This is a genomic window from Belnapia sp. (assembly GCF_059504005.1).
On record NZ_JCACHU010000154.1, the window covers coordinates 1 to 20,420 of the forward strand.

General features: G+C 71.4%; 18 protein-coding genes. 3 read left to right on the forward strand and 15 right to left on the reverse strand.

What is annotated here, in order from left to right; genetic code table 11:
- Positions 1–243: 243 nt before the first annotated feature.
- The gene (locus tag AC5JJ1_RS22585; protein WP_495787363.1) at positions 244–1,671 is read right to left on the reverse strand and encodes an FAD-dependent oxidoreductase; all 1,428 of its coding nucleotides are present in this window, start codon (positions 1,669–1,671) and stop codon (positions 244–246) included.
- Between the two features lie 45 nt (positions 1,672–1,716).
- Between AC5JJ1_RS22585 and AC5JJ1_RS22590 the strand changes: the two genes are divergently transcribed.
- Positions 1,717–2,505: a DUF2272 domain-containing protein gene (locus tag AC5JJ1_RS22590; RefSeq protein WP_495787364.1), complete on the forward strand. Its 789-nt coding sequence runs from the start codon at positions 1,717–1,719 to the stop codon at positions 2,503–2,505.
- Positions 2,502–3,617: an NADH:flavin oxidoreductase/NADH oxidase gene (locus AC5JJ1_RS22595; RefSeq protein WP_495787365.1), complete on the forward strand. Its 1,116-nt coding sequence runs from the start codon at positions 2,502–2,504 to the stop codon at positions 3,615–3,617. Before AC5JJ1_RS22590 ends, AC5JJ1_RS22595 begins: the two co-directional genes overlap by 4 nt.
- Before the next feature lie 71 nt (positions 3,618–3,688).
- On the opposite strand, the gene AC5JJ1_RS22600 is transcribed toward AC5JJ1_RS22595, so the two are convergent.
- The 14 genes from AC5JJ1_RS22600 to dapB form a co-directional block, all read right to left on the reverse strand.
- Entirely contained in the window at positions 3,689–5,089 is a 1,401-nt protein-coding gene (locus tag AC5JJ1_RS22600; RefSeq protein WP_495787366.1) for an NAD(P)H-dependent flavin oxidoreductase, read from the reverse strand.
- 87 nt (positions 5,090–5,176) lie between these two features.
- Positions 5,177–7,387, reverse strand: coding sequence for a polyribonucleotide nucleotidyltransferase (gene pnp, locus AC5JJ1_RS22605; RefSeq protein WP_495787367.1), 2,211 nt, complete (start codon positions 7,385–7,387; stop codon positions 5,177–5,179).
- A gap of 483 nt (positions 7,388–7,870) precedes the next feature.
- The gene (rpsO, locus tag AC5JJ1_RS22610; RefSeq protein WP_495787368.1) at positions 7,871–8,143 is read right to left on the reverse strand and encodes a 30S ribosomal protein S15; all 273 of its coding nucleotides are present in this window, start codon (positions 8,141–8,143) and stop codon (positions 7,871–7,873) included.
- 46 nt (positions 8,144–8,189) lie between these two features.
- Positions 8,190–9,167 (reverse strand): tRNA pseudouridine(55) synthase TruB, encoded by a 978-nt coding sequence (gene truB / locus AC5JJ1_RS22615; protein WP_495787369.1) that lies wholly within the window; start codon positions 9,165–9,167, stop codon positions 8,190–8,192.
- Positions 9,168–9,509 carry an acyl-CoA thioesterase gene (locus AC5JJ1_RS22620; protein ID WP_495787380.1) on the reverse strand — a complete coding sequence of 114 codons (342 nt, stop codon included), beginning with the start codon at positions 9,507–9,509 and terminating at the stop codon, positions 9,168–9,170.
- Between the two features lie 44 nt (positions 9,510–9,553).
- Positions 9,554–9,967, reverse strand: coding sequence for a 30S ribosome-binding factor RbfA (gene rbfA / locus AC5JJ1_RS22625; protein WP_495787370.1), 414 nt, complete (start codon positions 9,965–9,967; stop codon positions 9,554–9,556).
- Between the two features lie 93 nt (positions 9,968–10,060).
- Positions 10,061–12,850, reverse strand: a complete 2,790-nt coding sequence (infB, locus tag AC5JJ1_RS22630) for a translation initiation factor IF-2 (RefSeq protein ID WP_495787371.1) — start codon at positions 12,848–12,850, stop codon at positions 10,061–10,063.
- A gap of 77 nt (positions 12,851–12,927) precedes the next feature.
- Entirely contained in the window at positions 12,928–13,554 is a 627-nt protein-coding gene (locus AC5JJ1_RS22635; RefSeq protein ID WP_495787372.1) for an RNA-binding protein, read from the reverse strand.
- A complete protein-coding gene (gene nusA / locus AC5JJ1_RS22640) occupies positions 13,532–15,073 on the reverse strand; it encodes a transcription termination factor NusA (protein ID WP_495787373.1) in 1,542 nt (513 codons plus the stop codon). The genes AC5JJ1_RS22635 and nusA overlap by 23 nt, the downstream gene beginning before the upstream one ends.
- Positions 15,074–15,077: 4 nt before the next feature.
- Positions 15,078–15,671, reverse strand: coding sequence for a ribosome maturation factor RimP (gene rimP / locus AC5JJ1_RS22645; RefSeq protein ID WP_495787374.1), 594 nt, complete (start codon positions 15,669–15,671; stop codon positions 15,078–15,080).
- Positions 15,672–15,727: 56 nt separating this feature from the next.
- Positions 15,728–16,741: an SGNH/GDSL hydrolase family protein gene (locus AC5JJ1_RS22650; RefSeq protein WP_495787375.1), complete on the reverse strand. Its 1,014-nt coding sequence runs from the start codon at positions 16,739–16,741 to the stop codon at positions 15,728–15,730.
- Positions 16,741–17,454 (reverse strand): tRNA (guanine(46)-N(7))-methyltransferase TrmB, encoded by a 714-nt coding sequence (gene trmB / locus AC5JJ1_RS22655; RefSeq protein ID WP_495787376.1) that lies wholly within the window; start codon positions 17,452–17,454, stop codon positions 16,741–16,743. The genes AC5JJ1_RS22650 and trmB overlap by 1 nt, the downstream gene beginning before the upstream one ends.
- Before the next feature lie 68 nt (positions 17,455–17,522).
- Positions 17,523–18,713, reverse strand: coding sequence for a methionine adenosyltransferase (metK, locus tag AC5JJ1_RS22660; protein ID WP_495787377.1), 1,191 nt, complete (start codon positions 18,711–18,713; stop codon positions 17,523–17,525).
- A 146-nt stretch (positions 18,714–18,859) separates the two neighbouring features.
- On the reverse strand, positions 18,860–19,600 hold the full coding sequence (gene dapB / locus AC5JJ1_RS22665; protein ID WP_495787378.1) for a 4-hydroxy-tetrahydrodipicolinate reductase: 741 nt from the start codon (positions 19,598–19,600) through the stop codon (positions 18,860–18,862).
- Between the two features lie 146 nt (positions 19,601–19,746).
- Here dapB and AC5JJ1_RS22670 point away from each other — a divergent pair, with 146 nt between their 5' ends.
- Positions 19,747–20,391: an ISAzo13-like element transposase-related protein gene (locus tag AC5JJ1_RS22670; RefSeq protein ID WP_495787379.1), complete on the forward strand. Its 645-nt coding sequence runs from the start codon at positions 19,747–19,749 to the stop codon at positions 20,389–20,391.
- Positions 20,392–20,420 lie beyond the last annotated feature (29 nt).

A 20,420-nucleotide genomic window follows, 5' to 3' on the forward strand; every position in this document is an offset into this window, starting at 1 on the left:
TGGCCCAACTGGAACAGGTTGCCTGCCAGCAAACTTTGCCAACCTAGAAAAAAAGCGGGCCGGTGGTGGCGGGCGTGACACCCGCGACCAGCCGGCCCGAAGTGGCGATCGGGTGCCCAACCCCAGGTTGCGGCACAGATCACTGGGAGGAGACGTCCAAGGCCACTGCCTGAACGAGGGACAGTATACGCATTCACGATAACGTGAGCATGGGCCTTTCATTAACTCACGGTCATGTGAGCTTTATGCAGCCGCTGCGGCGGCCTCCCGGGACAGGTACGCGCCATGCGCGAGCAGATTTCGTTGCAACTCTAGCAGGGGTAGCGAACGTGGCGCGACGCCGCCATCAGCCGCTAGGGCGGCGGCGATGCCGGCGGCCTGGCCGGTCAGCCAGCATTGCGGAATCTCGCGCAGGAAGGAATGGCTGGTGGCGTCGCAGGACAGGTGGCGGCCCGGGGCCAGCAGGCCGTCGATCTGCGCCGGGACCAGGGCGCCATAGGGAACCGAGATATTGGGGAAGCGCGGCGACAGCGAGGGCGAGACGCCGATCTCGTCCGGCGCCACGCTCCCGTCCCACATCGCCCGCGTCACGGCGCCGGCGCCGACCAGGCGGCGGGCGTGACGGACGCCGAGCTGGGGAGCGCTCAGCAGCGGCCAGGCGCCGGCGAAGCCGGGGGCGTGCGCCCGGTAGAAGGCCAGGTGGGCGAGCATCAGGCGGTGGCTGCGGATCTCCACCTCCGTCAGGTCGTCCACGGCGACGGCGCTGAAGCCGGTCATGCGCGGGCCCATGAACAGGGCGACATCGTTGCGCCAGGAGACGAAGGCCTTCTCGAACTGGCCATGCGCCTCCCGCCCGCGCCGCAGGAATTCGGAGAACTGCTCTGGATGCTCGGCGCGCCAGTGGAGCCAGGCCTCCATGTCGACGCCGCCGAACATCCAGCTCGTGTTCATGGCGTGGTGGATGTCGCCCTCCTCGATATCGGCGGAGGAGGCGGCGCCGGCGCGGTGGAAGATGTCTCCATCCCCCGTCGCATCCACCACGACCTTCGCCAGGATGGCGCGGCGGCCCTGCTTGCTCTCGAAGATGGCGCCGCGGACGGCGTTGCCCTCCATCACCGGCTGCGCGCCCCAGGCGTGAAAGAGAGGCTCGGCCCCGGCCTCGATCACCATCTCCAGCGCCGTCGCCTTCATCCATTCGGGATCGGCCGTGGGCGAATGGGTGACGGTGCCGTGGAAGGCGGCGGTCCGCAGCGCCCACCAGGCGGCGGTCGCGGCGTCGCGGCTGCCCCAGGCCTCCCGCGGCGGGCCGGCGATGGCATCCCGCGGCAGGCGGGAGAGGTATTCCTCGGCGAAGCCGCGGATGACAAGCCGGCCGGACCAGTCCGTCATCCGGTCGATCCAGATGACGAGGCCGCCGGTGGAGAGGCCGCCGAGATGGTTGTGCCGCTCGAGCAGCATCACCCGCGCGCCGAGGCGGCCGGCGGCGACGGCGGCCGCGGTGCCGGCGGGGCCGCCGCCGACGACCAGCACGTCGCATTCGGCATGGATCGGCACCTCCCGCGCCGGCTCGGTCAGGCTGCGGCCGGTGACGCGGGGGTGGCGGGCGAGGCCGCCCTCCACGCGGAAGGTCTCGCTTTGGAAGAAGAGGCGGCCGGCGGGGGTGTCGCTCATGCGGGCCAGCCTATGGGACGGGACATCGATACGCTACAGGGGGGCATGCGCTCCATCCTCCTTCTTCCGTTGCTGCTTGGGGCCTGCGCGGCGGCGGCGCCGGTCGCCGCGCCGCTGCCCTACCCGCCCGCGGCGCGGGAGCGGGTGGTGCGGATCGCGCTCGGCGAATGGGTGGATTGGGGCGGCGTGACGGTGGAGGCGGGGGTGCCCGGCGCCTCCACCGGCGCGGAGAGCGACCCAGCCAATTTCCCCCGCGTGCTCGCCTACTGGCGGGCCGTGCCGCAGGACGAGGGCGCGGTGGAGCGGAACCGGCGCCTCTATGCCGAGGCGATCGGCGGCGCGGCGGAGGGGGCGGGGCTGTGGCGGGAGCCCTATTGGTCGGCGGCCTTCATCTCCTTCGTCATGGCGGCGGCGGGGGTGGACCGGCGGGAGTTTCCGCCCTCCGCCGCGCATTCCGACTATGTCGATGCGCTGATCCGGGATGCGCTGGCCTTCCCGGCGGCGGCGCCCTTCCTGCCGCGCGGGCCCTTCGAGGCGCCGCCGCGGCCGGGCGACCTGCTCTGCGCCGACCGGGGGCTGGCGCCGATCGCCGACTGGCGGCAGCGGGCGGCCGATGCCGGGCGCTTCCGGCCGATGCATTGCGACATCGTGGTCCGCGCCGGGCCGGGCGCGGTCGGAGTGGTGGGCGGGAATGTGCGGGACAGCGTGACGCTGACCCGTTTCCCCGCCGATGGGGCGGGCTATCTTCTGCCGCGGCCGGCGGGGGAGCCCGTTTGGTTCGCGCTGTTCCAGAGCCGGCTGGGCCGGTTGCCGCCATGGAGTCCGCAGTCATGACCGACCTGTTCGCCCCGCTCACCCTCCGTGGCGTCACGCTCAGGAACCGCATCGGCGTCTCGCCCATGTGCCAGTATTCCTGCGCGGAGGATGGCAAGCCGACCGACTGGCACCTGCAGCACCTGCTCTCGCGCGCCGTGGGCGGGGCGGGGCTCACCATCACCGAAGCGGCGGCGGTCTCGCCCGAGGGGCGCATCTCCCCGGCCGATCTCGGCATCTGGGAGGATGGACAGGTCCCCGGCCACCGGCGGCTGGCGGAGGGGATCGCGGCCATGGGCTCCGTACCTGGTATTCAGATCGCGCATGCGGGGCGGAAGGCGAGCCGCAAGCAGGCCTGGCTGCACGGACCGGCCGAGCCAGGCTGGGTGCCGGTCGCGCCGAGCGCCGCCGCCTTCCAGGGCTATGCGGAGCCGCGGGCGCTGAGTGCGGCGGAGATCGAGCAGGTGGTGGCCGATACGGCGGCGGCGGCGCGGCGGAGCATCGCGGCCGGCTACCGCTTCATCGAGCTGCATGCGGCGCATGGCTACCTGCTGCATCAGTTCCTCTCGCCGCTCTCGAACCAGCGGAACGATGGCTGGGGCGGGGATTTCGATGGGCGGGTGCGCCTCGTCGAGGAGTGCGCACGAGCGGTGCGCGACGCGATCCCCGACGAGGTGCCGCTCTGCGTGCGCCTGTCCCACACCGACTGGGTGGAGGGCGGCTGGACGACGGCGGAGACGGTGGCGCTCTCGGCGCGGCTGAAGGCGCTCGGGGTGGACATGATCGACGTGACCTCCGGCGGGCTCGATGCGCGGCAGGCGATCCCCGTCGGGCCGGGCTACCAGGTGCCGGGGGCGGCGGCGGTGCGCGAGGGGGCCGGGGTGGCCGTCGCGGCCGTCGGGATGATCACCGAGCCGGAGCAGGCGCAGGCGATCCTCAGCGAGGGGAAGGCGGACCTGATCCTGCTGGCGCGGGCGCTGCTGCGGGACCCGTACTGGCCGATCCATGCCGCCGCGGCGCTGGGGCGCACGGAGGCGCTGCGCGTGGCGCCACAGTATGAGCGGGGCTTGGGGGTGCTCGGGGCGATGGGGCGGGATGACGAGGTGGGGGTGCCGATGAAGGCGCTGACGTGAGGCACCTCGCTTAACGAAAAGGGCGGCTTGCGCCGCCCTTTCAGCCTCCCCCATCCTGGCCCGGGAACCCGTCAGCGCCCGGTGAGGATGCGCTCCACCAGCTGCTTCGCGGTCGGGATGAAGCCGTTCGAGTAGAACGGGTCCGAGCCGAAGCGGAAGGCGTTGTGGCCGGCGAACATCAGGTTGTGCTCGAGCGCGCCGTCATGCGCCACGTCCTGCAGCGTCTTCTGGATGCAGAAGCTCCGCGGGTCGGCCTTCTTGCCGTTGTCGAAGGTGGCGCTGTGCTGGTCCCAGTTCGAGAAGCGGCAGGAGGAGAGGCAGCCCATGCAGTCAATCTGGTCCTTGACGATCTCGGCCTGCTTCTCGGGCGTCACGAAGATCAGCGTGTTGTCCGGGGTGCGCATCGCCTCGGTGAAGCCGGCGCGCTCGAAGCCGGCGACGCGGGCGCGGTCATGCGGCGTCAGCCAGACGCGGCGGCGGCGGGGGCCGACGGCGTATTCGGCGACGTGGTCGCCGACCGGCTCCTGCGTGTAGGCCACCTGGCGCTCGTTGCGGGCCTCGAGCTCGTTGAGGAACTCGTTGCGGACGGCGCTGCTGTAGAAGCCGGTCGGGGAGAAGCGCTGGAGCAGGACGTCGCCGTCCTTCAGGGTCAGCAGGCGCTGCTTCCAGGCGTCCGAGATCGGGCTCTCCTGGGTAAGGAGCGGCCGGGTGCCGAACTGGAAGGCGATCGGGCCGAGCTCGGGGTTGTCGATCCAGTCCTCCCACTCCTCCAGCCACCAGACGCCGCCGGCCATGATGATGGGCACCTCGCCCAGGCCGAATTCGCGCATCTGCTGGCGGAGCTTGAGGACGCGGGGGTAGGGATCCTCGGGCCGGAGCGGGTCCTCGGAATTGGAGAGGCCGTTATGGCCGCCGGCCAGCCACGGGTCCTCATAGACCACGCCGCCGAGCCACTCCCGCGTCTTGTTGTAGCTGCGCTTCCAGAGGGCGGCGAAGGCGCGGCCGGAGGAGACGATCGGGTAGTAGTGGACGCGGAATTCGCGGGCGATCTCGGACAGGCGGTAGGGCATGCCGGCGCCGCAGGTGATGCCGTTGATGAGGCCGCGGGCGCCTTCCAGGATGCCGCGGACGACGCGCTCGGCCCCGCCCATCTCCCAGAGAATGTTGGTGTGGATGCGGCCCTGGCCGTTGCTGCGCTCATGCGCCTCGCGGGCCTGGGCGATGCCGCCGCTGATGCCGTAGGCGACCAGCTCCTCATGCCGCTCGCGCCGGGTCTTGCCGTGATAGACTTGGCGGATGACCTCGCCATCGGCGTCGTAGCTGTCGGCATTGACGGCCGAGAAGGTGCCGACGCCGCCGCCCGAGGCCCAGGCGCCGCAGGTGGCACCGTTGGAGACGGCAACGCCCTTGCCGCCTTCGACCAATGGCAGCACCTCGACGCCGCCCATGCGGATCGCGTTGATTGCCTTCACGCCCCTGCCCTCGATTTTCTCAGTTCAAGCCGTCCGATATGGTACCGCGGGCATCGGAAGGGAGGGCCCTCCCGATGCCGTGCGGGGTCATTCCGCCGCGTCGCTGCGCTCGCGGCGCGGACGGTCGCGGTCGCGGCGCGGGCGATCGCCGCCCTCGCCCTCCTCGCGGCCCGGGCGGCGGGCGCCGACCTGGTCGGTGATGTCCGCGCCGGTGGCCTGGTCGACCACCCGCATCGACAGCTTCACCTTGCCGCGATCGTCGAAGCCGATGACCTTTACCTTCACCGCATCGCCCACGTTGACGACGTCGGTGGTGCGGTTGACGCGCTCGTTCTGCAGCTCGGAGATGTGGACGAGGCCGTCCTTGGCGCCGAGGAAGTTGACGAAGGCGCCGAAATCGGCGGTCTTCACGACCTTCCCGTTGTAGATGGCGCCGATCTCCGCCTCGGCCGTCAGGCCGCGGATCCAGTCGATGGCACGCTGCGCCTGCTCGGTGCTGGTGGCCGCGACCTTGATGGTGCCGTCATCCTCGATGTCGATCTTGCAGCCGGTCTGCTCGGTGATCTCGCGGATCGTCTTGCCGCCGGAGCCGATGACCTCGCGGATCTTCTCCTTCGGCACGTTGATCACGGTGATGCGCGGGGCATTCGCCGCCACGTCGCCGCGGGCGCCGGTCAGGCCCTTGGCCATCTCGCCGAGGATGTGGATCCGGCCGTCACGCGCCTGGTCGAGCGCCTGGCGCATGATGTCGAAGGTGATGGAGGTGATCTTGATGTCCATCTGGAGCGCGGTGATGCCCTGCTCCGAGCCGGCCACCTTGAAGTCCATGTCGCCGAGATGGTCCTCGTCGCCCAGGATGTCGGAGAGCACGGCGAAGCCGCGGTCCTCCTTGATCAGGCCCATGGCGATGCCGGCGCAGGGGCGCTTCAGCGGCGTGCCGGCATCCATCAGCGCCAGCGAGCTGCCGCAGACGGTGGCCATGGAGGAGGAACCGTTGCTCTCGGTGATCTCGGAGACCACGCGGAGGGTGTAGGGGAACTTGTCCTTCTCCGGCAGCAGCGGGCGGATGGCGCGCCAAGCGAGCTTGCCGTGGCCGACCTCGCGGCGGCCCGGACTGCCCATGCGGCCGGTCTCGCCCACCGAGTAGGGAGGGAAGTTGTAGTGGAGCATGAAGTGCTCCCGGTACTCGCCCGGCAGCGCGTCGATGATCTGCTCGTCCTGGCCAGTGCCGAGGGTGGCGACGCAGAGCGCCTGGGTCTCGCCCCGGGTGAAGAGCGCCGAGCCATGGCTGCGCGGCAGCACGCCGACCTCGGCCACGATCGGGCGCACGGTCCTGGTGTCGCGGCCGTCGATGCGCATGCCGGTCTCGAGGATGGCGTTGCGGACGACGTCGGCCTCGAGCTCCTTCAGCAGGCCCTTCGCCTTGTCGGCCTCGAGGCCCTCGGCGGCGAGCTGCTCGACCACGGCCTTCTTCGCGGCCGCGACCTTCTCCTGCCGGAGCAGCTTCTGCGTCTCCTTGTAGGCGAGGGCGATGGCGTCACGGCCGAGCTCGGCGATGCGGGTCTTGAGCGTGGTCTCGGCCTCGGAGGGCTCGACCATCGGCCAGGGCTCCTTCGCGGCGCGCTCGGCCAGCTCGATGATGCCCTGGATGACCGGCTGGAAGCCGCGGTGGCCGAACTCGACGGCGCCGAGCATGACCTCCTCGGAGAGCTCCTGCGCCTCGGACTCGACCATCAGCACGCCCTCGGCGGTGCCGGCGACGACGAGCTCGAGCTTCGACTGCTGGCGCTGCGCCGCGGTCGGGTTCAGCACGTACTGGCCGTCGATATAGCCGACGCGGGCGCCGCCGACGGGGCCGAAGAAGGGAATGCCGGAGAGGGTGAGGGCGGCGGAGCAGCCGACCAGCGCCACCATGTCCGGGTCGTTCTCGAGGTCATGCGACAGGACGGTCGCGATCACCTGGACCTCGTTGCGGAACCCGTCCGGGAAGAGCGGGCGGAGCGGCCGGTCGATCAGGCGGGAGACCAGCGTCTCGTGCTCGGAGGGACGGCCCTCGCGCTTGAAGAAGCCGCCGGGAATCTTGCCCGCGGCGAAGGCCTTCTCCTGATAGTTCACGGTGAGGGGGAAGAAGTCCTGGCCCGGCTTCACGTTGCGGGCGCCGACCACGGTGCAGAGCACGATGGTGTCGCCGAGGCGGGCCATGACCGCGCCATCGGCTTGCCGGGCGATCTTGCCCGTCTCGAGGGTCAGGAGCTGGCCGCCCCAGGCGATATCCTTGCGGTAGTAGTTTTCGAACATGCGTCGTTCCTTGGCCGGGCGCGAGCGCCGGCATGGTGGAGGACCGGAAGCGCCATCGGGGCGGTCCGGGGTGCGACGCGGAGGGTGGCAGTCTGGCCGTTCGTTCTCGGCGCTTCGGGCTGCATGGAGTGCGAGACTTCCGCCAGGGAGGGGGGAGGAAGGCCGCCCCCGTTGCCGGGGATCCATGTGGCCGGAAACGCCGTGGCCGCCCCAATCGTCTCGGGGGGGGTGGCGGCTGTCCTGTCAGCCCGCCGCGTGCGGCGGTCGGCCGACTTGCCCGCCACAAGGGGCAGGCTTCGGCCTCACGGGGGTGATATGGCCCGGTTGCGCCGGGATTACTACGGAAATTTTCAGCCGGACCGCTCGCGGCACCGCCTCAGGTGCCCTTCCGTGGCTTTGCCACGGAAGGCGTGCCGAAGCCTTGGGAGCATAGGGAAAACCCGGGGCCCCCGCGGCGCCGCGAAGCGGTGTCGTGGGGAGTATTTAGCGGCGCAGGCCGAGGCTGCCGATGAGGCGCTCGTAGCGGCCCTGGTCCTTCTTCTTCAAGTAGTCCAGCAGGCCGCGCCGCTGGCCGACCAGCACGAGCAGGCCGCGCCGGCTGTGGAAGTCCTTGGCGTGGATCTTGAGGTGCTCGGTGAGGCCGCTGATTCGCTCCGAGAGGAGGGCGATCTGCACTTCCGGGCTGCCGGTATCGCCCGGCTTGGTCGCATACTGGCCGATGAGCGCCTGGCGGCGCTCCGCACTGACTGCCGACATCGGGTTGTTCTCCATATTGGCCGCCCCCTTCCGGGGGTTCGGCGGTTCACGCGACCGGCTGCAGACCTTCCTGCGAGACCAGGCGCTCCGCCCGCATCAGGCCGGAGTCCAGGCGGCAGAGCCCCACGAACCGCTCCCCCGCCATGGCACGCACCAGGCCCCCATCGGGGTTGGCGGCGCCCGGAATGCGGCCCATGAGGTCGACCAGGCTGAAGGCCTGGCCCTGCAGGAGCCGCATGGCCTCCGCCTCGGTGAGGGCCAGCGCCGGGATGTCGGCCAGCGCGGTCGCCACGGGAAGGAGAAGGTCCGGGGAAGGAGGCGGCGTATCGCCGGAACCGCCGAGCTTGTCCAGCGGAATTGCGGCGGATTCGAGGAATGGGCCGACCCGCATGCGCCGGAGCGTGGCGATGTGGCCGACCGTGCCGACGGCGCGCGCCAGGTCCCGCGCCAGGGAGCGCATGTAGACGCCCTTGCCGCTTTCGACGAGAAAGACGGCGGTATCGGCATCGGGCCGGGATTCCAGCTCGAACCGGTCGACCCGGGCGGGGCGGGGCTGGAGCTCGACGATCTGGCCCTCGCGGGCGAGGTCGTAGGCGCGCTCGCCGCCGAGCTTGATCGCCGAGTAGATCGGCGGGACCTGCATGATGTCGCCGATGAAGCTCCCAAGGGCGGCGCGGATGGCCTCGTCGGTCGGGCGGGCCTCGGAGGTGCCGATGGTCTTGCCGTCGGCGTCGTCGGTGTCGCGCAGGTCGCCGAAGCGAAGCGTGAAGCGGTAGGACTTGGTGCCGTCCATGACATAGGGGACGGTCTTGGTCGCCGTGCCCAGGGCGATGGGCAGCACGCCGGTCGCCAACGGGTCCAGCGTGCCGCCATGGCCACATTTCTGCGCATCGAAGGCGCGCTTCACGCGGGCGACGACGTCGGTGGAGCCGATGCCGGAGGGCTTGTCGACGATCAGCCAGCCATCGACCACCTGGCCCTTCGGCTTGCGGTGGCGGTGGTGGCGGGGCTTGTTGGCGGGCATCTACAGGGCCTCGGCTGGGACGGGGCGCGGGCGGCCATTGGCATCGAGCGCGACGAAGGTGAAGACGGCGGAGGTGACGCGGACCGATTCCTCCGTGACCTGGCTGCGGCGCCAGGCCTCGACCCGGATGCGGAGCGAGGTGCGGCCGGTCGAGACCACCTCGGCGTAGAGGCTGACCTCGTCGCCGACCTTGACCGGGGCGTGGAAGCTCATCGCCTCCACCGCGACCGTTGCGCAGCGGCCATGGGTGCGCCGGCCGGCGGCGTTGCCGGCGGCGAGGTCCATCTGCGACATCAGCCAGCCGCCGAAGATGTCGCCGGCCGGGTTGGTGTCGGCCGGCATGGCGATGGTGCGGATGCGCGGCTCGCCCGCAGGTCGGCCCTCGCTCACGCCTCCTCCTCCGGCTTCGGGGCGAGGTCGCGGGCGACCTCGGGCTGGCGCAGCGCGCGGTCGATCTGCATGGCGTAGTCGAGCGCCGTGTCCTGCTGGAAATGCAGGTCGGGTGCGGCGCGCAGCCGGACGGACTTCGCCACCTGCGTCCGCAGCCAGGGGGCGACGCGACGGAGGGCGCGCATCTGCGCCTCCGGCAGCTCCCGCCCGAGGCCGCTGACGAAGGCGGTCATGTGCTTCAGGTCGGGGGAGGCACGGACCTCCGTCACCGTCACATGCAGGCCGGCGAGATCCGGGTCGCGGAAATCGGCCCGGGCGAAGACGGTGGAGAGGGCGTGGCGCACCTCCTCGGCGACGCGCAGCTGGCGCTGGGAGGGACCGGCGGCAGGGCCGGCGGAATGCTTGGGCATGTCGTTCCTCTTTGGGGGTTGGAACCCTCTGGAAAAGCGAAGGGGCGCGGCACCCTGCGGCGCCGCGCCCCCGAGCAGGGTGGAAGCGGCGCCTTAGGTGGCGGCGACCATCTCCGTCTCGTAGCACTCGATCTGGTCGTCGACGCGGATGTCGTTGTAGTTGGCGAAGCTCATGCCGCACTCGTAGCCATTGGCCACCTCGCGGACATCGTCCTTGAAGCGGCGGAGCGTGGACAGCTCGCCCTGGTGGATGACCACGCCGTCGCGCAGCAGGCGGACGCCGGCACCGCGCTTGACCACGCCCTCGGTGACGCGGCAGCCGGCCACATTGCCGATCCGCTTGACCTCGAAGACCTGGAGGATCTGGGCGTAGCCCAGGAACTTCTCGCGCTGCACCGGGGCGAGCTTGCCCTTGTACAGCTTCTCGATGTCGTCCGAGACCTCGTAGATAATCGAGTAGTAGCGGATGTCGACGCCGTCGCGCTGCGCCATCTCCCGCGCCTGGGTGGTGGCGCGGACGTTAAAGGCGACGATGACGGCGCCCGAGGCCTTGGCGAGCTGGACGTCGCTCTCGGTGATCTGGCCGACCGCCGAGTGCAGCACGCGCACGCGCACCTCCTCGTTGCCGAGCCGGCCGAGGGTGACGCCGATCGCCTCCGCCGAGCCCTGGACGTCGGCCTTGACGACGACGGCGACTTCCTTCTGCTCGCCGAGCTGCACGCGGGCCAGCATCTCGGCCAGCGTGCCGCGGCCGGCCGTGGCCGCCGCCGAGGACTTCTCGCGCAGCTTCCGCTGGCGGAACTCGGAGATCTCGCGCGCCTGGGTCTCGTCCTCGACCGCGACGAAGGGCTCGCCGGCCGTCGGCACGCCGCCAAGGCCGAGGATCTCGATCGGCAGGCTGGGGCCGGCCACCTTCAGCTGGCGGGCCTTGTCGTCGAGCATGGCGCGGACGCGGCCCCATTCGGAGCCGGCGACCACGATGTCGCCCGTGTGCAGCGTGCCCTTCTGGACCAGCACCGTGGCGACGGGGCCGCGGCCACGGTCCAGCCGGCTCTCGATCACGGTGCCCTCGGCCGCGCGGTTCGGGTTGGCCCGGAGGTCGAGCAGCTCGGCCTGCAGGGTGATGGCCTCGAGCAGCTTGTCGAGGTTCAGCTTCTGCGTGGCCGAGACCTCGATCTCCTGGGTCTCGCCGCCGAGGCTTTCCACCACGATCTCGTGCTGCAGCAGCTCCTGCCGCACGCGCTCGGGGCGGACGCCCGGCTTGTCGATCTTATTGATGGCAACAATGATCGGGACATTCGCCGCCTTGGCGTGGTTGATCGCCTCGATGGTCTGCGGCATCACGCCGTCATCCGCCGCGACGACCAGCACGACCATGTCCGTCACCGAGGCGCCGCGCGAGCGCATGGCGGTGAAGGCCGCATGGCCCGGCGTGTCGATGAAGGTGACCTTGGAGCCGTCTGGCACCGTCACCTGGTAGGCGCCGATATGCTGGGTGATGCCGCCGGCCTCGTGGGCGGCGACATCGGCCTTGCGCAGCGCGTCGAGCAGCGAGGTCTTGCCGTGGTCGACATGGCCCATGATGGTGACGACGGGCGGGCGCGGCTGCAGGTCCGCATCCACGTCGGTCGCGCCCTCGATGCCAAGCTCCACGTCGCTCTCGCTGACGCGCTTCACCCGGTGGCCGAACTCCTGCACCACCAGCTCGGCGGTGTCGGCGTCGATGCTCTGGGTCAGCGTCGCCATGACGCCCATGCGGAACAGCGCCTTCACCACCTCGCCGCCACGGGCGGCCATGCGGTTGGCGAGCTCCTGCACGGTGATGGTCTCCGGCAGCACCACGTCGCGCACCACGCGCTCGGTGCCGGCACGGAGGCGGGCGAGCTCCTGCTGGCGGCGCTCCCGCTCGCGGGCGCGGCGCATGCTGGCGATGGAGCGGCTGCGGTCGTCCTCGCCCTCGATCGCGGCCTGCACGTCGATGCGGCCGCCGCGGCGGTCGGCGCCGCCGAGGCTCTTCTTGACCGCGGCGAGGGCGGGCTTCTTGGCCGGGGCGACGATGCCGCCCGGGCGGCGGGCGGCGGCGCGGCGCGCCTCGTCCTCCTCCTCGGCGGTGCGGGCGCGGAGCGAGAGCTTGGCCGCGGGCGTTGCGGCGCCGGGCGCGGCCGGTGCGGTACCGGCCGGACGGCGGGCGGCAGCGATCTGCGCCGGGGTCAGGGACGGCTTGGCCACGGGAGCGGCGGGCTGGGCCGGGGCAGCGGCGGCAGGCGCCGCCGGGGCCTCATCGGCCGGGGCGGCGGGCTGCTGCGGGGCGACGGCGGCGGCGATGGCGGCCTTGCGGGCCTCCTCGGCACGGCGACGCTCCTCCTCGGCCTGGAGGCGGGCTTCCTCCTCGGCGCGGGCAGCGGCCTCCTCGGCCTCGCGGCGCTCCTCCTCCTCGCGGCGGCGGGCCTCCTCGGCGGCGGAGCGGACCATCAGGGCCTGACGCTCACGCTCCTCGCGCTGGCGCTGGGCCTCGAGGCGGCGCTGCTCCTCCAGCACGCGCTGGCGGGTGGCGAGCTCGGCCTGGGTGAGGGGGCGGCCGCCGGCCGGGGCGGCCGCGGGGCGCGGGGCGGCCGGCGGGCGATTGCCCGGCGGGCCGCCCGCGGGGCGGGGGCCGGCCGCAGGTGCCGCGGTGCTGGCAGCGGGCGTGGGGGCGGCCGGGCGGGTGCCCGGCGTCACCACGCGCTTCTTCACCACCTCGACCTGGACGGTCTTGCTGCGGCCATGGCTGAAGCTCTGGCGGACGCTGCCCGCATCCACCGTCTTGCCCAGTTCCAGGCGGCCACCGGCCGGCCGGAGGCTCAGCCTGCTCTTCGCCGCATCCTGGTCGTTCTGGTCACTCATGCGCTGATCCGAACCCGATCCGTCTGACGTCATTGCCGTCCGTTCACTGCCGACGCGAGGCTTCGCGCCGGAAAAACCTAATTCGCCGCCGTGCCGGCCATGCCGGCAAGCCGTGCGGCCTCGACCTCGATGGCCTCGGCCAACCGCCCTGGCGCGATGGCCACATGGACGGCCTGGTCCCGGCCGAAGATGCCGCCGAGCATATCGGCCGGCAATGGCGCCACGACCGGCAGCCCGAACCCGCCGACATGCCTGGCCCGTTCCCTTGGGCTGCCGTCGGAGGCTTCCACCAACAGCCCGGCCTTGCCGGACCGCATCCATTCCCGCACCGAATCCCGGCCGCAGATGGCCTGTCCGCCGCGCCGGGCGAAGCCGACGAGATCGCGGAGACGGCGCCTGAGGCCATCCTCGATCCGCGCACGAAGGTCAGGGGGCGGGTTCACGGTGCCGCGAGCCGCCCTGGAGAAGGCGCCGCGCGTCAGGGCGCGTTCTAACACATCGGCCTTGGCCGACAACCACATTCCCCGGCCCGGCAGCTTGCCGGCCAGATCGGGAACCAGTTCGCGGTCGGGCCCGAGCACGAAGCGGATCATCCGCTCCTTCGGCAGGCTCTCCCGCGTGACGATGCAGCGGCGGAGCGGGCCACGCTCGGCCTCCTCCGCCTCACCGGCTACCGCCGGCTCATGCTGGGGGGCCGTCTGCATTCGTGCCGTCCTCGGCGAACCAGTGCTCGCGCGCCGCCATGATGACGGCGTTGGCCGTCTCCTCGTCCATGGCGTCGGCGCCGACGATCTCGATCAACTCGTCGGAGGCGAGGTCGGCCAGGTCGTCCAGCGTCTTCACCCCCTTCTCGCCGAGCGCCACAAGCTGGGTCGGGGTGAAGCCGCCGATCTCGGCAACCGCATCCTCGACGCCCATCTCGCGCCGCTTCTCGTCCAGCTCCACGTCGCGGCGCTCGAGCCAGGATTCGGCGCGGCGCTTCAGCTCCGCGGCGACGCTCTCGTCGAAACCCTCGATGCCCGCCAGCTCCTCGTCCTCGACCGAGATGATGTCCTCGACCGAGGCGAAACCCTCGGTCACCAGCAGCCCGGCGATGACATCATCGACGTCCAGCGCCTCGACGAAGAGGCCGGAGCGCTTGCGGAATTCCTCCTGCCGCCGCTCCGATTCCTCGGCCTCGGTCAGGATGTCGATGTCCCAGCGGGTGAGCTGCGAGGCGAGGCGGACATTCTGGCCGCGACGCCCGATGGCCAGCGACAATTGGTCGTCCGGCACGACGACTTCAACCCGCCGCGCCTCGTCGTCGAGCACGACCTTGGTGACCTCGGCCGGGGCCAGGGCATTGACGACGAAGGTCGCGTTGTCGCCGGACCAGGGAATGATGTCGATCTTCTCGCCCTGCAGCTCCTGCACCACCGCCTGGACGCGGCTGCCGCGCATGCCGACGCAGGCGCCGACGGGATCGATGCTGCTGTCGCGCGAGATCACCGCCATCTTGGCGCGGCTGCCTGGGTCGCGCGCCACCGCGCGGATCTCGATGATGCCGTCGTAGATCTCGGGCACTTCCTGGGCGAAGAGCTTGGCCAGGAAGCCCGGATGGGTGCGACTGAGGAAGATCTGCGGGCCGCGCGGCTCCTCCCGCACGTCGTAGATGTAGGCGCGCACGCGGTCGCCGTTCTTGAAGGCCTCGCGCGGGATGGTCTCGTCGCGGCGGAGCAGGGCCTCGGCGCGGCCGAGATCGACCATCAGGTTCCCGTACTCGGTGCGCTTCACCGTGCCGTTGATGATCTCACCGACGCGGTCCTTGTACTCGTCGAACTGCTTCCGCCGCTCGACCTCGCGCACGCGCTGGACGATGACCTGCTTGGCGGACTGTGCGTTCACCCGGCCGAAATCGATCGGCGGCAGCGGGTCGATGATGAACTCGCCGGCCTGGATGCCGGGCTTGATCTTCTGGGCGATGCGCAGCGGGATCTGCGTCGCCTCGTTCTCGACCGGCTCCTGGTCGACCACCTCGGTCCAGCGGGAGAGGCGGACCTCGCCGTTCTTGCGGTCGATGACGGCGCGGATGTCCTTCTCGTGCCCGTACTTGGCGCGGCCGGCCTTCTGGATGGCCTCCTCCATCGCCTCCAGCACCTCGTCGCGCTCGATCATCTTCTCGCGGGCGACGGCATCGGCGACCTGCAGCAGCTCCGGGCGCGCGATGGTGATATCGACGGCCATGGCGCTAGTTCCTCCTGGGCAGCGTGGGGACTTCGGCGGCCGGTTCCCCGGCATCCGTGTCGTCTTGTTGGTCGGGGAGGCCAGCCGCGGCGGCGGTGGCCTCGATCAGGGCGTCGGTCAGCACCAGCTTGGCACGGCGGATGTTGCCGCGCGGCACGGCGATGTCGGTGCCCTCCTCGAGGCGCATGCGGGCGGTCTCCGCATCGGCGCCGAGGATGGTGCCGCGGAAGCGGCGGCGGCCGTCCTGCGGCACCAGCAGCTCCATCGTGGCGAGATGGCCGGCGTAGCTCACCCAATCCTTGGTGCGGGTCAGCGGGCGGTCGATGCCGGCGGAGGAGACCTCGAGCGACCATTCGCCCTTGATCGGGTCTTCGACATCCAGCACGGCGCCGACGGCGTGGCTGATCGCCTCGCAATCCTCGACGCGGAAGGGGGCGCCGTCGGCGCGGTCGGCCATGATCTGCACGACCGGGCGCTCCTTGCCGCTGACCTGCACGCGCACGAGCTCGTAGCCCATATGCTCGATGGTGGGCGCCACCGCATCGGCGATGCGGGCCTCGAGGCCTTCGTGCTGCGGGCGTTCGGTCGGCAAAAACAAAAAAGGCGGCCTGTGAAGGCCACCCCCCTGAGAGCGGATGAGGTTAACTGCCAGGATTATAGGCACCGGGCAGCTTGGGTGCAAGCGGCGCTGCGCAGGGCGGCGGCGAGGGCGGCTGCGGCCTCCCGAGCGGCCTGGCGGACGCCCGCCTCCGTCCAGTGGATGCCGTCGAGGCCGGGGATGATGGCCGCCATCGCGCCGCCGGAGGGCAGGCCGAAGCCGGCCTGGGCGGCGCGGATCGCCTCCGCCTGGCGGGCCAGGGCCGGGTCGAGGGGCTGGCGGCGGGCGAGGCCGGGCAGGAGCATCGCCAGCCTGCCGCTGCCGAGCAGGGTGGTGCGGCCGAGCAGCGGCGGGAGCGGCGCGAGCAGGACCGGCATTCCCGGCGAGCCAGCACGGAGGGTGCCGATGACGGCGGCAAGGCGCTCGGCATAGGCCTCGGGCGGCGTGCCGATGAGCACATCCGTGGTGCCATGAGCGAGGATGAGCGCGGCGGAGGCGGGCATCGCTGCCACGCGCTGCAGCCGCGCGCCGGGCCGGGTGGCCGGGTCCGCGAGCATGGCGGCGCTGCTGTCGCCCCAGGCGGCATTGACCAGGCCGAGCGGGAGGCCAGGGCCGAGATGGCGAGCCAGTTCGGCGAGCAAGATGCGGGCCCCGAGCGGGGCGATCGCCGTGGTCCAGCCCGCTGCCTCGTCGGGGAGCATGGCGGCGAGGGGCGGCGCGGGCGGATCGTCGGGGCCGGCGGGGAAGGCGCCGGCCGCCGCCGGCGCGGTGGCGAAGAGCGAGCTCGCCTGAGACTGCCCGGTGACGATCACGACGAGGCCGATGGCGAAGCGGCCGCCGACCGGGGTCGTGGCGCCGTCCGCCTCGCGGCGCAGGAGGCGGTACCAGCCGCCGGGCGGCAGGCTACCCTCCGGGGCTGCGGTCACCTCGCCGGCCTCGTTCTCGACGGAGAGCCCTGGGGAAAGGCGCGGCCCCTCCCCGAGCGGATAGACCTGGTTGGGCGCCGGCTCGGCCGCGGCGGCCGAGGCCGCGAACCAGGCCAGGGCGAGAAGGACGCAGGGCCGAAGCATCAGCCGCGCCGCGTCAGGCTCCAGTAGAGCGGGCTGCGGCCCTCGCGCAGCGCCTTGGCCTCGTAGCGGGTGCCGGGCCAGCCCTCGGGACGGGCGGTCGCGGGCGAGGGCACGTCGAAGAAGCTTTGCGCCGCCATCACCTCCGCCACCCAGCCCTGGTAGGTCGGGTCGTCGCTGGCGATGCGCCATTCGGCGCCGGGCCGGAGGACGCGGGCGACGAGCGGCAGCAGGGTCGGGTTCACGAAGCGGCGCTTGGCGTGGCGGGCCTTCGGCCAGGGGTCGGGGAAGAGAAGGAACAGGCGGTCGAGCGCGCCCTCCGGCAACAGGCCGAGCAGGTGGCGGGCATCCTGCGGCCAGAGGCGGAGATGGCCGGGCAACGGGGCGGTCGCTTCCTCGCCCTCGGGCACCAAGGTAGTCAGCAGCGAGCACAGGCCGTTCTCGAAGACCTCGGAGGCGATGTAGCCGACATCCGGGTTGGCCCGGACCTGCGCCAAGCTGTGCTCGCCCCCGCCGAAGCCGACCTCGAGCCAGAGCGCCTCGACCGGGGTGGCGAAGGCCGCGCGCGGGTCGGCCGCCTGCTCCGGCGAGAAGCGGAGGCGGGGCAGCGTCTCCTCCAGCAGGCGCTGCTGGCGGGGGCGGAGCGGATGGCCGCGGCGGCGACCATAGAGCCGGTCGGGGATGCCCTCGGCGAGAGGGGGGCGGTCGGCGGTCATCGGCGATCCTGCCATGAAAAAGGGGTGGTGCCGCGGCACCACCCCCAAGGTCCGGGCCCGGTCCGGAGTTAGCGGCCGAAGGCGCGCTTCAGTTCCGGCGCCAGGATGTCCGTGCGCTCCCAGGTGAAGGTGTCGCGCGCTACATCGGGCGTCCGGCCGAAATGGCCATAGGCGCTGGAGGGGACGTAGATCGGCCGGTTGAGGCGCAGCATCTCGCGGATGCCGCGGGGGGAGAGGTTCACCATCTCCTGCACCACGCTCGCCAGCTTCGCCTCGTCGATATCCTTCCCCGTGCCGTGCAGGTCGAAATAGACCGAGAGCGGCTTGGAGACGCCGATGGCGTAGGAGACCTGGATGGTGCAGCGGTCGGCGAGGCCCGCCGCCACCACGTTCTTCGCCACGTAGCGGGCGGCATAGGCGGCCGAGCGGTCCACCTTGGTCGGGTCCTTGCCCGAGAAGGCGCCGCCGCCATGCGGGGCCGCGCCGCCATAGGTGTCGACGATGATCTTGCGCCCCGTGAGGCCGGCATCGCCGTCCGGGCCGCCGATGACGAACTTGCCGGTCGGGTTCACGTAGAACTCGGCCTCTGGCACCTCCCAGCCGGCGGGGAGGACGTCGCGGACGATGGGGCGCAGTAGCTCCTTGATCTCGGCCTGCTCCATGCCCTCGTCATGCTGGGTCGAGATGACGACGCAGGTGACGCCGGCGGGCTTGCCGTCGACATAGCGCAGCGTGACCTGGGACTTGGCGTCGGGCTGCAGGCCGCGGGCGCGCGCATCGCCGGCGCGGCGGTACTCGGCCATCCTGTGCAGGATGTTGTGCGCGAAGGTGAGCGGGGCGGGCATCAGCTCCGGCGTCTCGTTCGTTGCATAGCCGAACATGATGCCCTGGTCGCCGGCGCCCTCGTCCTTGTTGCCGGCCGCGTCGACGCCGACGGCGATGTCGGCGGACTGGGCGTGCAGGTGGCATTCGAAGGCGGCGTTGCGCCAGGAGAAGCCTTCCTGGTCGTAGCCGATATCCTTCACCGCGGCGCGGACGAGGTCTTCCAGCAGGCCGGGGGTGACGCTCTCCGGCCCGCGGGTCTCGCCGGCGAGGACGATGCGGTTGGTGGTGACCAGCGTCTCGCAGGCCACGCGCGCATAGGGGTCAGCCGAGAGGAAGGCGTCGAGCACCGTGTCGGAGATCCGGTCGGCGACCTTGTCGGGGTGGCCTTCGGACACGGATTCGGAGGTGAAAAGGTAGTCGCCCTTGTCGCGCATGGCTTGGTTCGGCCTCTTGTCGCGGATGACGGTCCGGCATACCCCGGCCTGGCTGACCCCGATCGGGGCGCGCGTGTGTCGCAGGCGGGGGGCAGGGGGTCAAGCGGAAGGGGCAGGATCCACTACACGGCTTGTTGCAACGGCGTTCATGCCATGCCGAGGACGTGCCGCATGTCGTAGAGGCCGGGCGGGCGGCCCTGGAGCCAGAGCGCGGCGCGGACGGCGCCCGTCGCATAGGCGCGGCGGTCGAAGCTGCGGTGGGTCAGGATGATCTGCTCGGCGCCCGCGGCAAAGATCACGCTGTGCTCGCCGACCACCTGGCCGCCGCGCAATGCCGCGAAGCCGATGGTGCCGGTGCCCCGCGCGCCGCCATGCCCGTCGCGGCCGCTCTCGGTTCCGGCCTCCTCCAGGGTGGTGCCGCGGCCGCGGGCGACGGCGCGGCCGAGGGCGACGGCGGTGCCGGAGGGGGCGTCCACCTTCTGGCGATGGTGCATCTCAAGGATCTCGGCATCGTATTGCGCACCCGGCAGGGCGGCGGCCATGCGCTCGGCCATGGCGAGGACGAGGTTCACGCCCGTGGCGAAATTGGCGGCATAGACGATGGGGATACGGCGGGCGGCCTCGGCCAGCGCCGCCTCCTGCGCGACGGAGAGGCCGGAGGAGCCCAAAACAAGGGGAATGCCCGCAGCCAGCGCCGCGGCGGCATGCGCCTCGGCGGCAGCGGCATGGGTGAAATCGATGACGACCTCGCTGGCGGCGAAGAGCGGCGTCGGGTCCTCGCCGCGGCGGAGGCCGCCCGCGAGGGTGGCGCCGGCGGCGGCGACTTCCTCGGTGAGGAGGCGGCCCATGCGGCCGGTGATGCCGGCGATGCCGATGCGGAGGGACATGCCGGCAGTCTGGCCGGGCGGCCGGCGCCCGTCCAGATGGTCAGGCCCGGGGGTTAGGGGCACGGCACGCAATAATTTTCCCAGGTTTACCGGGCAGGTGCGGTAAAATCGGCATCGCGTCCCACGACCTTGGCGCGGAGGTGATCATGGCTGCCTCTGTTCTGCATCAGTGCGGCTGCGCTGCCTGTCGCTCACGCCAGCCCCATCCCGATCAGCTGCTGCATCGGCAGATCAACCTGCTGATCAGCCGCCTGGATGAGCAGCAGCGTCGCTGGTTTGCCGCCGTTGAGGCCACCCGCCAAGGTCACGGCGGAGTGCAACGGCTTGCCGAGATCACGGGGCTGGACCGGCACACCATCGCGCGTGGCCAGCGCGAACTGGCCTCTGGCCTGGCGGACCGTACACCGGAGCGCATTCGACGCCAAGGCGCCGGGCGCCCGGCACGTGAAAGGCAGGATGCTGGGCTCACCACGGCACTGGAAAACCTGCTGGAGCCTGAGACAGCCGGTGATCCCATGGGGAAGCGCACCAAAGGCAAGCGCCGCTCGCTGCGACAACTCAGCGAAGCGCTAAGCGCTGCAGGCCACCCGGCGAGCCGACCAACAGTGGCCCGGCTGCTGCGTGAGCTCGGCTACTCGCCGAAGGCCAATACCAGATGCGGTGAGACGCGCAGCGCGCCTGAACGCAATGCGCAGTTTGAGCACATTGCTGAAGAGCGCCGACGGTTCGAGGCTGCGGGTGCACCGGTCATCAGCGTTGATTCGAAAAAAAAACTAGGTCGGCAAAGTTAGCTGGCAGGCGAGTTGTTCGAGATCGGCCA

Excerpts from the sequence above, each read along its gene's own strand:
- AC5JJ1_RS22585 (WP_495787363.1), bottom strand. The coding sequence starts at position 1,671 with ATGAGCGACACCCCCGCCGGCCGCCTCTTCTTCCAAAGCGAGACCTTC.
- AC5JJ1_RS22590 (WP_495787364.1), top strand. The coding sequence starts at position 1,717 with ATGCGCTCCATCCTCCTTCTTCCGTTGCTGCTTGGGGCCTGCGCGGCG.
- AC5JJ1_RS22595 (WP_495787365.1), top strand. The coding sequence starts at position 2,502 with ATGACCGACCTGTTCGCCCCGCTCACCCTCCGTGGCGTCACGCTCAGG.
- pnp (WP_495787367.1), bottom strand. The coding sequence starts at position 7,387 with ATGTTCGAAAACTACTACCGCAAGGATATCGCCTGGGGCGGCCAGCTC.
- rpsO (WP_495787368.1), bottom strand. The coding sequence starts at position 8,143 with ATGTCGGCAGTCAGTGCGGAGCGCCGCCAGGCGCTCATCGGCCAGTAT.
- truB (WP_495787369.1), bottom strand. The coding sequence starts at position 9,167 with ATGCCCGCCAACAAGCCCCGCCACCACCGCCACCGCAAGCCGAAGGGC.
- AC5JJ1_RS22620 (WP_495787380.1), bottom strand. The coding sequence starts at position 9,509 with ATGCCGGCCGACACCAACCCGGCCGGCGACATCTTCGGCGGCTGGCTG.
- rbfA (WP_495787370.1), bottom strand. The coding sequence starts at position 9,967 with ATGCCCAAGCATTCCGCCGGCCCTGCCGCCGGTCCCTCCCAGCGCCAG.
- infB (WP_495787371.1), bottom strand. The coding sequence starts at position 12,850 with ATGAGTGACCAGAACGACCAGGATGCGGCGAAGAGCAGGCTGAGCCTC.
- AC5JJ1_RS22635 (WP_495787372.1), bottom strand. The coding sequence starts at position 13,554 with ATGCAGACGGCCCCCCAGCATGAGCCGGCGGTAGCCGGTGAGGCGGAG.
- nusA (WP_495787373.1), bottom strand. The coding sequence starts at position 15,073 with ATGGCCGTCGATATCACCATCGCGCGCCCGGAGCTGCTGCAGGTCGCC.
- AC5JJ1_RS22650 (WP_495787375.1), bottom strand. The coding sequence starts at position 16,741 with ATGCTTCGGCCCTGCGTCCTTCTCGCCCTGGCCTGGTTCGCGGCCTCG.
- trmB (WP_495787376.1), bottom strand. The coding sequence starts at position 17,454 with ATGACCGCCGACCGCCCCCCTCTCGCCGAGGGCATCCCCGACCGGCTC.
- metK (WP_495787377.1), bottom strand. The coding sequence starts at position 18,713 with ATGCGCGACAAGGGCGACTACCTTTTCACCTCCGAATCCGTGTCCGAA.
- dapB (WP_495787378.1), bottom strand. The coding sequence starts at position 19,600 with ATGTCCCTCCGCATCGGCATCGCCGGCATCACCGGCCGCATGGGCCGC.
- AC5JJ1_RS22670 (WP_495787379.1), top strand. The coding sequence starts at position 19,747 with ATGGCTGCCTCTGTTCTGCATCAGTGCGGCTGCGCTGCCTGTCGCTCA.